7 protein-coding genes are annotated in these 10,484 nt (G+C 72.4%); 3 read left to right on the top strand and 4 right to left on the bottom strand.

Annotated elements, in window-relative coordinates; translation table 11 throughout:
- The coding region (locus GTW67_RS02455) for a CehA/McbA family metallohydrolase (RefSeq protein WP_161163134.1) at positions 1 to 1,171 on the bottom strand (1,171 nt) is incomplete at its 3' end.
- 197 nt (positions 1,172 to 1,368) lie between these two features.
- Here GTW67_RS02455 and GTW67_RS02450 point away from each other — a divergent pair.
- Both GTW67_RS02450 and GTW67_RS02445 read left to right on the top strand, forming a co-directional pair.
- Entirely contained in the window at positions 1,369 to 3,972 is a 2,604-nt protein-coding gene (locus tag GTW67_RS02450; RefSeq protein WP_161163133.1) for a bifunctional FO biosynthesis protein CofGH, read from the top strand.
- Between the two features lie 120 nt (positions 3,973 to 4,092).
- The gene (locus GTW67_RS02445; RefSeq protein ID WP_161163132.1) at positions 4,093 to 4,653 is read left to right on the top strand and encodes a hypothetical protein; all 561 of its coding nucleotides are present in this window, start codon (positions 4,093 to 4,095) and stop codon (positions 4,651 to 4,653) included.
- Positions 4,654 to 4,660: 7 nt separating this feature from the next.
- Here the strand turns inward: GTW67_RS02445 and GTW67_RS02440 are convergent, their stop codons facing one another.
- Positions 4,661 to 5,179 (bottom strand): DUF2165 domain-containing protein, encoded by a 519-nt coding sequence (locus GTW67_RS02440; protein WP_161163131.1) that lies wholly within the window; start codon positions 5,177 to 5,179, stop codon positions 4,661 to 4,663.
- 202 nt (positions 5,180 to 5,381) lie between these two features.
- Here GTW67_RS02440 and GTW67_RS02435 point away from each other — a divergent pair, with 202 nt between their 5' ends.
- Entirely contained in the window at positions 5,382 to 6,500 is a 1,119-nt protein-coding gene (locus tag GTW67_RS02435) for an ADP-ribosylglycohydrolase family protein (RefSeq protein WP_161163130.1), read from the top strand.
- 51 nt (positions 6,501 to 6,551) lie between these two features.
- Here the strand turns inward: GTW67_RS02435 and GTW67_RS02430 are convergent, their stop codons facing one another.
- Positions 6,552 to 8,129, bottom strand: coding sequence for a sodium:solute symporter family protein (locus GTW67_RS02430; protein WP_161163129.1), 1,578 nt, complete (start codon positions 8,127 to 8,129; stop codon positions 6,552 to 6,554).
- Positions 8,130 to 8,394: 265 nt separating this feature from the next.
- Positions 8,395 to 10,347 (bottom strand): DUF8823 domain-containing protein, encoded by a 1,953-nt coding sequence (locus GTW67_RS02425; RefSeq protein ID WP_346010536.1) that lies wholly within the window; start codon positions 10,345 to 10,347, stop codon positions 8,395 to 8,397.
- Positions 10,348 to 10,484: the final 137 nt, after the last annotated feature.

Raw genomic sequence — 10,484 nt, 5'->3', positions numbered from 1 at the left:
TGTACGACCGGCCCGCCCGGATGCCGTCCTGGATCGCCTCCCGGGTCAGGTCGTCGGCGAGGACGACGGTCTGCGGGAGCCCGATGGTGTCCGGGTCCCGGTGGGCGTCGCTGCTGCCCATCGCCGGGATCCAGCCGCGGCCCTCGCGCACCGAGGCGACCAGCATGCCGTCCCAGTCGGCGAGCGCCACCTCGTCGTCGGGCGTGTAGGGCCCGTTCCACACCTCGACCGCGTCGGCCTCCCCGAAGCCGAACTTCCAGTTGCAGCCGATGCAGGTGGCGTGCGGGTGGGCCGGCACGACCAGGCCGCCGGCGCGGCGGATCTGGCGGGCGAAACGGCCGAAGCGGTTGTCGCGGGCCCGGTAGCGCCAGTCGACGAAGGTGCCGGGGTCGGTGCCGAGGGCGACCACGTGTCCGTTGCGCGTGGTGACCTCCTCGCCCAGCATGATCAGCAGGTCGTCGCCGGCGAGGTCGGCCCAGTGCGCGTGCGCGGAGTGCGTGTTGTGCTCGGAGGAGTTGATGAAGTCCAGCCCCGCCGCCCGCGCCAGCGCCGCGATCTCGGCGAGGGTGCGGCGGCCGTCGGAGTGCACGGAGTGCAGGTGGCAGTCGCCCCGGTACCAGGCGCGGCCCCGCCCCTTGGCGCGGGCCGGCGGATACACCGGCCGGGGCGTGTCGCCGGGCTCCCCGTACGTCAGCGTGATCGTCAGCTCGTACGACAGGCCCTGCGGCGCGACCGTGTAGGGGCCGAGCGCGATGTGCCAGGTGCCCGCCCGCACTGGGCCCGGGAGGTAGCCGGGCGTGGCGTCGTCGGCGCGGACGAAGAACTCCGTGCGCGCCCCGCCCGACCAGCCTCGGAAGCCCCGGCCGCCCAGCTCGGTGCCGCGCTCGTCGAAGACGCCGATGTCGAGGGCGTTGCCCTGCGTCCCGGCGGGGACGGCGGGCCGGTCGTAGGTGTAGGAGACCCGCAGTTCGCGTACGCCCGGCGGCACTTCCACCGGGACGTACACGAAGTCGGGCGAGCCGGGCGGGAGGGTGCCGCGTACGGTTCTGGTCCGTGGGGCCGGGCCGCCCGCTGCCGAAGCGAAGCTCACGGTCCCCAACGTAAGCGCGGCGGCGGCTCCCGTCACGAACACCGCGCGTCTGCCGATCCCGGCGTGGTCGTCCTCGCACATGCTGCTGCTCCCCAGGTGTCGTCGCTGACAGGGCATGGGTGGTGCAGGGGTGGTGCGTGCAACCCTCGTATTGAGCCGTGAACTCCGGTGCAAGGAAAGGGGTGTGACGGATGGAGGGCCGGAAACCGCCCGGTGGGCCGCCGGACGCGCCCCCCGTGGCATCCCCGTCCTGATCACGCCGCTCGTATGCTCGAAGGATGACGACTTCCGCGACCTCCGGAACCGGCCCCGCCGACCCCACCGGCCCCACCGAGAACGCCATGCGTCGCGCCCTCAAACGTGCCCGGGACGGTGTGGCCCTCGACGTCTCCGAGGCCGCGGTGCTGCTCCAGGCCCGCGGCGCGCACCTCGACGACCTCACCGCGTCCGCCGCCCGGGTCCGGGACGCGGGCCTGGAGGCCGCCGGGCGCGCCGGCGTCATCACGTACTCGAAGAGCGTCTTCATCCCGCTGACCCGGCTCTGCCGCGACAAGTGCCACTACTGCACCTTCGTCACCGTCCCCGGCAAGCTGCGCCGGGCCGGGCACGGGATGTTCATGTCGCCGGACGAGGTGCTGGACATCGCCCGCAAGGGCGCCGCCCTCGGCTGCAAGGAAGCGCTGATCACCCTCGGTGACAAGCCCGAGGACCGCTGGCCGGAGGCCAGGGAGTGGTTGGACGCGCACGGCTACGACGACACGATCGCGTACGTCCGCGCGATCTCGATCCGCATCCTGGAGGAGACGGGACTGCTCCCGCACCTCAACCCGGGCGTCATGTCCTGGACGGACTTCCAGCGCCTCAAGCCGGTCGCGCCCTCGATGGGCATGATGCTGGAGACCACCGCGACCCGCCTGTGGTCCGAGCCCGGCGGGCCGCACCACGGCTCCCCGGACAAGGAGCCCGCCGTCCGCCTGCGCGTCCTTGAGGACGCCGGCCGCTCCTCCGTGCCCTTCACGTCCGGCATCCTCATCGGCATCGGCGAGACCTACGAAGAGCGCGCGGAGTCCCTGTTCGCGCTGCGCAAGGTCTCCCGCGCCTACCACGGCGTGCAGGAGCTGATCATCCAGAACTTCCGCGCCAAGCCGGACACCGCGATGCGCGGCATGCCCGACGCGGAGCTGGACGAGCTGGTCGCCACGGTCGCCGTCGCCCGGCACATCATGGGTCCCTCCGCCTGCCTCCAGGCCCCGCCGAACCTGGTGGACGCCGAGTACGAGCGGCTGATCGGCGCCGGCATCGACGACTGGGGCGGCGTCTCCCCGCTCACCATCGACCACGTCAACCCCGAGCGCCCCTGGCCGCAGATCGAGGAGCTGGCCGCCAAGTCCCGCACGGCCGGCTTCGAGCTGCGCGAACGCCTCTGCGTCTACCCGGAGTTCGTCCGGCGCGGCGAGCCCTGGCTGGACCCGCGCCTGCGCCCGCACGTGGCCGCGCTCGCCGACCCGGACACCGGACTCGCCCGCGCGGACGCCACGGTGGAGGGGCGGCCGTGGCAGGAGCCGGACGAGGTCTTCGAGGCGTCCGGCCGCACCGACCTGCACCGCACCATCGACACCGACGGCCGCACCTCCGACCGCCGCGACGACTTCGACGAGGTGTACGGCGACTGGGGCGCCCTGCGCGAGGCGGCCGCGCCCGGCATGGCCCCCGAGCGCATCGACACCGACGTACGCGCCGCGCTGGCCACGGCCGCCGACGACCCCACGAAGCTCACGGACGACGAGGCCCTCGCCCTCCTGCACGCCGACGGCCCGGCGCTGGACGCGCTGTGCCAAGTCGCCGACGACGTGCGTAAGTCGGTGGCCGGCGACGACGTGACGTACATCGTGACGCGGAACATCAACTTCACCAACGTCTGCTACACCGGCTGCCGTTTCTGCGCCTTCGCGCAGCGCCGCACGGACGCCGACGCCTACACCCTCTCCCTGGACCAGGTCGCCGACCGCGCCCAGCAGGCGTGGGAGGTCGGCGCGGTCGAGGTCTGCATGCAGGGCGGCATCCACCCGGACCTGCCGGGCACGGCGTACTTCGACATCGCGAAGGCGGTCAAGGCCCGCGTCCCGGGCATGCACGTGCACGCCTTCTCGCCGATGGAGGTCGTCAACGGCGCCACCCGCACCGGCATGTCGATCCGCGAGTGGCTGAGCGCGGCCAAGGAGGCGGGCCTCGACTCCATCCCGGGCACGGCGGCGGAGATCCTGGACGACGAGGTCCGCTGGATCCTGACCAAGGGCAAGCTGCCGACGGCCACCTGGATCGAGGTGATCGAGACGGCCCACGAACTGGGGCTCAGGTCGAGCTCCACGATGATGTACGGGCACGTCGACCAGCCCCGCCACTGGCTCGGCCACCTGCGCACCCTCGCCGGCATCCAGCAGCGCACGGGCGGCTTCACGGAGTTCGTGACGCTGCCGTTCATCCACACCAACGCGCCGGTCTACCTGGCGGGCATCGCGCGGCCCGGCCCCACGATGCGGGACAACCGCGCGGTCACCGCGATGGCCCGGCTCCTCCTGCACCCGCACATCCCCAACATCCAGACGAGCTGGGTGAAACTGGGCACCGAGGGCGCGGCGGAGATGCTCCGCTCCGGCGCGAACGACCTGGGCGGCACGCTCATGGAGGAGACGATCTCCCGCATGGCGGGCTCCTCCTACGGCTCGTACAAGTCGGTCAAGGACCTGATCGCGGTCGCGGACGCGGCGGGCCGCCCGGCGAAGCCCCGCACCACGCTGTACGGCGAGGTCCCCGAGGAGCGGCAGCGGGCGGCGACGGCCTCGGACGGGCACCTTCCGGAGCTGCTGCCGGTGCTGGACTGAGCGCTGCCGGACCGATCGCCGCCGGACCGATCGCCGCCGGACCGAGGTACGGGCCGCTCACAGTACGATGATCGGACCCCCGGTGTGTCGGGGTTCTCGTAGCTGAGGAGATGCGTGCCCGTGCCTGCCCGACTTCCCTCGTGGGCCTGGGTCTCCGGTCTGACCGTGGGAGCGATAGCCGGGGTCGTCGTCCTGACCGTGCAGGCGGACCGGGGCCCGCACCCCACCGCCGCCGTGTCCCGGCAGCCGAACCCGTCGGCCTCGGCGGAGGCGTCCCCCGCGCCCAAGGCGCCGACCCCGGTCCCGGACGGCTCCGGCACCGGGCGGCGCGTCGTCTACTCCCTCGGCGAGAAGCGGGTCTGGCTGGTCGACGCGAGCGACGCCTCCCGCCGGACGTTCACCGTGTGGCCCGGCACCGTCAGCCCCGACCCCGGCGCCTACACGGTCGGCACCCGCACCGAGGGGGCCACGACCGGCTCCGACGGCGTGCGGATCGAGCAGATCGTCTACTTCGCCCTCCAGGACGGCGTCTCGGTCGCTTTCTCCCACGCGGTCGACGGCTCCTCGCCGCCGCCGCCCGCCGAGGGGGCGAAGACCGGCGGCATCCGGCTGCACGAGGCCGACGGCGAGGCCGTCTGGACGTTCGCGACGGCCGGCACGAAGGTCACGGTCGTCCCGTAGGGGCCCGTCAGGGCCGTCCCGTGGTGGCGGCCCGTTCCCGCGGCAGGTGCGTGACGATCAGCACGACGCCGCTGAGCAGGAAGATCCGCGTCGCCGCGTCCAGGCCGTTCCAGGTGTCCGACTGCCACATCGCGAACCACTCCCCGCCGATGCCGATGAAACCGGCACCGAAGAGCAGCATCACCATCAGCAACCCGGCGGTGGAGAGCCTTCGTGCCCGCGCGTGGTCCCGCCGGAACCCGAACCAGGTGCCGGCGACGAGCACGAGCGCGGCCACCGTCTCCCAGACGATGATCGCCACGTACGCGGCGTTCTGTAAGCCCTCGCTCGTGACGGCCCGCCACATCAGGTCGTCGTCCTTGAACGTGGTGTCCATGGCGAGCACGTGCTGGACGAACGCCTGGTTCGTCCCGAAGTCGGTGATGTTCCCGAAGGCGACGAGGGCCATGTAGAGGGCGACGGTGCCGGTGAGCACGGTCGCCGCCAGGGGAAGGGCCCGCGAGGCGGTGGTGGTCGTGGTGGTCATGCCCACCTCATTCCCCACGAGCCCGGCGCTCACCCGGCGGGCAGCTCCGCCGTACGTGGGTGTCGTCACCCGGCACGACCCACGACTGTCCCCATCTGACCGCTCAGGCCATGCTTTCGCCCCATTCCGCACCCTGAACCGACCGTCCTCGTTCGATTACAGTGCTCGCGTCGTACGTAGGGGCGATGCCTCGGGAGGTCAGGTGGGCGCGACGGGCGGAGCCGCCGTGTGGGGTCGTGCCGAGCAGCAAAACTTCCGCAGCCGGGTGCGCGGAACCCTGCTGGGCGTGGCCGTCGGGGACGCCTTCGGTGCGCCCCTCGACGGCATGGACCCCGACGCCGTCCGCGAGGCGCACGGGCCCGAGGGCCCGGCCGACCTCACCCCCGCCTACGGGCGGCGCGGTGCCGTCACCCACCTCACGCAGCTCACCCTGTTCTCCGTCGACGGGCTGATCCGCGCCCAGGTACGGCGCGACACCGGGGCCTGGCATCCGCCGACCGATCTGCACCGGGCGTACCGGCGCTGGTCCGCGACCCAGCGGGACTGGGGGCCGGACGAGCGGCGCAAGGACGACGGCTGGCTGGCCCGCGAGGAGTGGCTGTACGCCCGCCGGGACCCCACGCGCGCCCTGCTGCTCGGGCTCGGCGACGACACGATGGGCACCCCCGAGGCGCCCAAGAACCCCGGTGAGCGCGGGCCCGAGGCGGCCGCCCGGTCGGCGCCCTTCGGGCTGCTGGTCGGCTGGGAGCCGCAACTGGTCGCCCAGCTCGCCGTGGAGTGCGCGGCGCAGACCCACGGCCACCCCACCGGGAGCCTCGCGGCGGGCGCGTACGCCGTGGTCGTGCACGGGCTGGCGCGGGGGGAGAGCCTGGACCCGGCGGTGCAGCGGGCACTCGCGCTGCTCGCCGTCCGGCCCGGGCACGAGCCGGTGTCGGAGGCGTTGCAGCACGCGCTCGGCGCGGTACGGCAGGGGCTGCCGACGCGCGCGCGGGTGGCCGAGCTGGCCGGCGGGGGCACCGCGGAGGGGCTGGTCGCCGCCGCCGTGTACTGCGCGCTCGTCGCCGAGGACGTACGGCACGGGCTGCGGCTGGCCGGGGGCCACGGCGGGCCCTCCGCCGCGACCGGCGCCCTGGCGGGCGGGCTGCTCGGTGCCCTGCACGGCGAGACGGCCCTGCCGCCGGCCTGGCTGGCCGAGCTGGAGGGCCGTCCGACGATCCTGGAACTGGCCGACGACTTCGCCATGGAGATGACCCAGGGCCCCGCCCTGCACGGACCGGCCGGGTCGTCCCCGGGCTGGCTGGCGCGCTACCCCAGGGCGTGAGGGCCGGTCTCAGTCGCGTGAGGGCCGGCCTCAGTCGCGTGAAGGCCGGCCTCAGTCCTTCGCCGGGGCCCGCCCCACCGCGTCGGCCGGCGCTCCGGCGGGCGCCGGGACGGCCGCCGCCGCCCCGGAGGCGTCGTCGTCCGTGTTGACCCGCTCGATGATCGCGAGCCGTTCCGGGGTGTCCTCCGGCTTCAGGTAACCGATGAGGACGTAGAGGACGAGGGAGACCGCCAGCGGGACGGACACCTGGTACTCCAGCGGCACCCCGCCCTCGACGTTCCAGTTGACCGGGTAGTTGACCAGCCAGAAGGCGAGCAGACCGACCGCCCAGCTGGTGAGCGCGGCCGTCGGTCCCGAGCGGCGGAAGGGCCGCAGCAGGCCCAGCATCATCGGGATCGCGATCGGGCCCATCAGACCGGCCACCCACTTGATGACGACGGTGATGATGTCCTTGAACGTCGGCGAGTCGACCTGCGTGGCCACCGCCATGGACAGGGCGAGGAAGACCACCGTCGTCACCCGCGCCGCGACCAGCCCGGACCGCTCGCCCCAGGCCCGTGCCCGCGCCGACACGACCGGGGCCACGTCACGGGTGAACACGGCCGCGATGGCGTTGGCGTCCGACGAGCACATGGCCATGGTGTGCGAGAAGAAGCCGACGACGACCAGGCCGAGCAGCCCGTGCGGCAGGAGCTGCTCGGTCATCAGGCCGTAGGAGTCGGAGCCGTCCGGCTTCTGCGACTCCACCAGCAGCGGCGACATCCACATCGGGAAGAACAGCACCACCGGCCAGACCAGCCACAGCACCGCCGACAGCCGCGCCGACCGCGTCGCCTCGCGGGCGTTGCTCGTGGCCATGTAACGCTGGGCCTGGTTGAGCATGCCGCCGTTGTACTCGAAGAGCTTGATGAAGAGGAACGCGAGCAGGAACACCGTGCCGTAGGGGCCGACCAGCGGCTTGCCGTGGCCCTGGAGGGCGGGCTCGTCCCAGACACCGAAGAAGCCGCCGTGGTCGCCGAGTTTCATGACGACGGCCACGAACATCGCGACGCCGGCCAGCAGTTGGATGACGAACTGGCCGAGCTCGGTCAGCGCGTCCGCCCACAGGCCGCCGATCGTGCAGTAGATGCCCGTGATGACGCCGGTGATCAGGATGCCCTGGTTGAGGGTGATGCCGGTGAAGACGGACAGCAGCGTGGCGATGGCCGCCCACTTCGCGGCCACGTCCACGATCTTCAGCAGCATCCCGGACCAGGCCAGGGCCTGCTGGGTGGGCAGGTTGTAGCGGTTCTTCAGGTACTCCAGCGGGGAGGCCACGTGGAGCCGTGAGCGCAGCCGGTTGATGCGCGGCGCGAACAGCCGGGACCCGATGGCGATGCCGAGGGCGATGGGGAAGGACCAGGTGACGAAGGACGTGACGCCGTAGGTGTAGGCGATGCCCGCGTACCCGGTGAACATCACCGCGCTGTAGCCCGACATGTGGTGGGAGATGCCGGACAGCCACCAGGGCATCTTGCCGCCGGCCGTGAAGAAGTCGCTGACGTTGTCCACGCGTTTGTGCGACCAGACGCCGATCGCCACCATCACGGCGAAGTAGCCGATCAGCACGGACCAGTCGAGACCGTTCATGTGCCCCCTTCCGGGGTCCGCCTTGTGAACTCCGCTCAGCAGGCTGACACTTCGCAAGAGCGGGTGAGGGCGAGGCGCGCGGCGAAGTGCCCGCTCATCGTGGTTGTGTCGGCGCGGGCACGACAAGAAAGTGACAGGTCAAGAGAGGGTAAAGAAGTTCGTCTTGCTGATCTGCGTTCACAGGTATGAACAACCGTGGGCGTCCGGGAAACACGTCGGCCGGGACCCCGCATCGGGATCCCGGCCGTCCGCCCAGCTCGGGTGGCTACTCCGGCGCGAACTTCAGCTCGTCCCCGAGCTGCTCCGCGAGCCGGTCCTTGAGCTCGTCCTTCATCTCGTCCGGGCAGGGCGTGCCGCGCGAGAACCCGTACGGCGCCGACAGCCGGTACGTGCCCGCCTTCGGCGCGACCAGCACCGTCCACGTGTCGCCCTCGACGGTCTCCTCCGTCTCCGTCAGGCAGCCGTTGACGTTCTCGAACGTCTTCGGCGAGCCCTCGGGCCGGTCCTCGGAGGCCTCCGTCTCCTGCGGCGGCTTGAGCTTCTTGCCCTCGGCGTCGACGAGGCTCAGCCACGGCGAGTACGGCATCCGGACCAGCACGGGCCCCGGCCGCCGCACGTCGATGACCCACTCGTCCTGCTCGGCCCGCTGGACGACCGCGTCCGGCTCCGCCAGCGGCGCCGGGTCGGTCACCTGGAAGAGCTGCCAGTTGGCGTCCCCCCAGACCTGCTTCAGATACGGCAGCCCCCGCTGGAGCAGCTCCCGCTCGCGCTTGCCGCCGTCGCCGTCCGGCTCGTCCTTGGGCAGCACCACGTAGTGCACGGCCCAGCGCTGAAGCCACTCGTGGTAGTTCGCCGAGTTCAGCGTGTCGTCGTAGAAGATCGGGTTGCGTTCCATGTCGGCCTGGCGGGTCCAGCCGCGGGCCAGGTTCACGTACGGGGCGAGCGCCGAGGCCTCCCGGTGGGAGCGCGCCGGCACCGCCTCCACGCGGCCCTTCTCGGCGCCGACCTCCTGGAGCTCGTTCAGCAGCGGCGCCAGCTCGCGCGCCCAGGAGGCGGCCGGCTGGGTGTGGACGGCGTCGTCGGCCGACTTGAAGCCGATCCAGCCGACGAACCCGGCGAGCGCCACCATGAGCGCGTACCACTTGCGCGAACGCCGCACCGTGAACGGCATCGCCGCCACCAGCGCCGTCCCGGCGAAGAGCATCGGCAGACGCGTGATGTTGGAGCCGATCTGGGAGCTGATCGCCCAGACCAGGAGCACCGCCAGCCCGTAGACCGCCGACGTGATCCGCACCGTCGTCCAGGTACGCGGCACCAGCCAGAACACGAAGCCCGCGTACAGCAGCGGCAGCACGGTCGAGCCGAAGCCCATGGGCTGGGTGCCGGAGAACGGGAACAGCCAGGCCGACAGCGCGACCACCACGGCCGGCGCCAGACCCAGCGCCCAGGCGCCCGGGCGGCGCTTCTGGAGGAACAGCGCCACCGCCACCAGGCCCACGAACAGGCCCGACACCGGAGAGGACATCGTGGACAGCGCGGCCAGCGGCGCCGCGCACAGCGCCTTCGCCCAGCGTTCGTGGCGCCAGCGGTGCGGCCAGCAGAACACCGTGGCCACCGCGCCCAGCGCGAACATCGTGCCCAGCGCGAACGTCACGCGCCCCGACACCGCGTTGCCCAGCAGCCCGAACAGGCCCGCGAACGTCGCCCACAGCGGGTTGCGGACCACCCGGCTGCGGATCAGGACCAGCGTCAGCAGCCCGGCCGACAGCGTCCCCGCGATCATCAGCGTGGTCCGCACACCGAGCAACGACATCAGATACGGCGACACCACGCTGTACGACACCGGGTGCATGCCGCCGTACCAGGCGAGGTTGTACGCCGAGGCCGGGTGCCGGCCGACGAACTCCGCCCACGCGTCCTGCGCCGCGAGGTCGCCGCCACTGTTCGCGAAGGTGAAGAACCACACGATGTGGAGGACCCCGGCGAGGGCGGTGACGGACAGCACGGGGTGCCGCAGCATGCGCTCGCGCACGGCCAGGAAGGCGCGCTTCGCCGCGGACGGCGCCTCCGGGTCGGCGCCGGCCCGCTCAGTGTCGTTGCTGTCCACGCTCGCTCCGCTGTCCCCGCCGTCCTTGCGGGGTGCAGGTACGCGTGGTCGCGGGCCCGTCCCCTGGCCCGGATCGGCGTCGTCGGCGCGTGTCGGCTCCGCAGTGGCCACCTGAAGGCACTCCCCGTGTCCCGTCTTCTGCTTGCGGCCGCGTCCGTCCCGTACGATTCACAGCCGCGTTCCCGCGACCCGGCGACCTGCCCCGTTTCGTGACGCTAGCACGCACCTGTGGGCCCTGGCTCCCTCGC

It is taken from the genome of Streptomyces sp. SID5910 (assembly GCF_009862125.1).
GTDB lineage: Bacteria > Actinomycetota > Actinomycetes > Streptomycetales > Streptomycetaceae > Streptomyces.
Note: the sequence above shows the minus strand (reverse complement) of the source record. Positions and strands in the feature narration are given on the sequence as shown.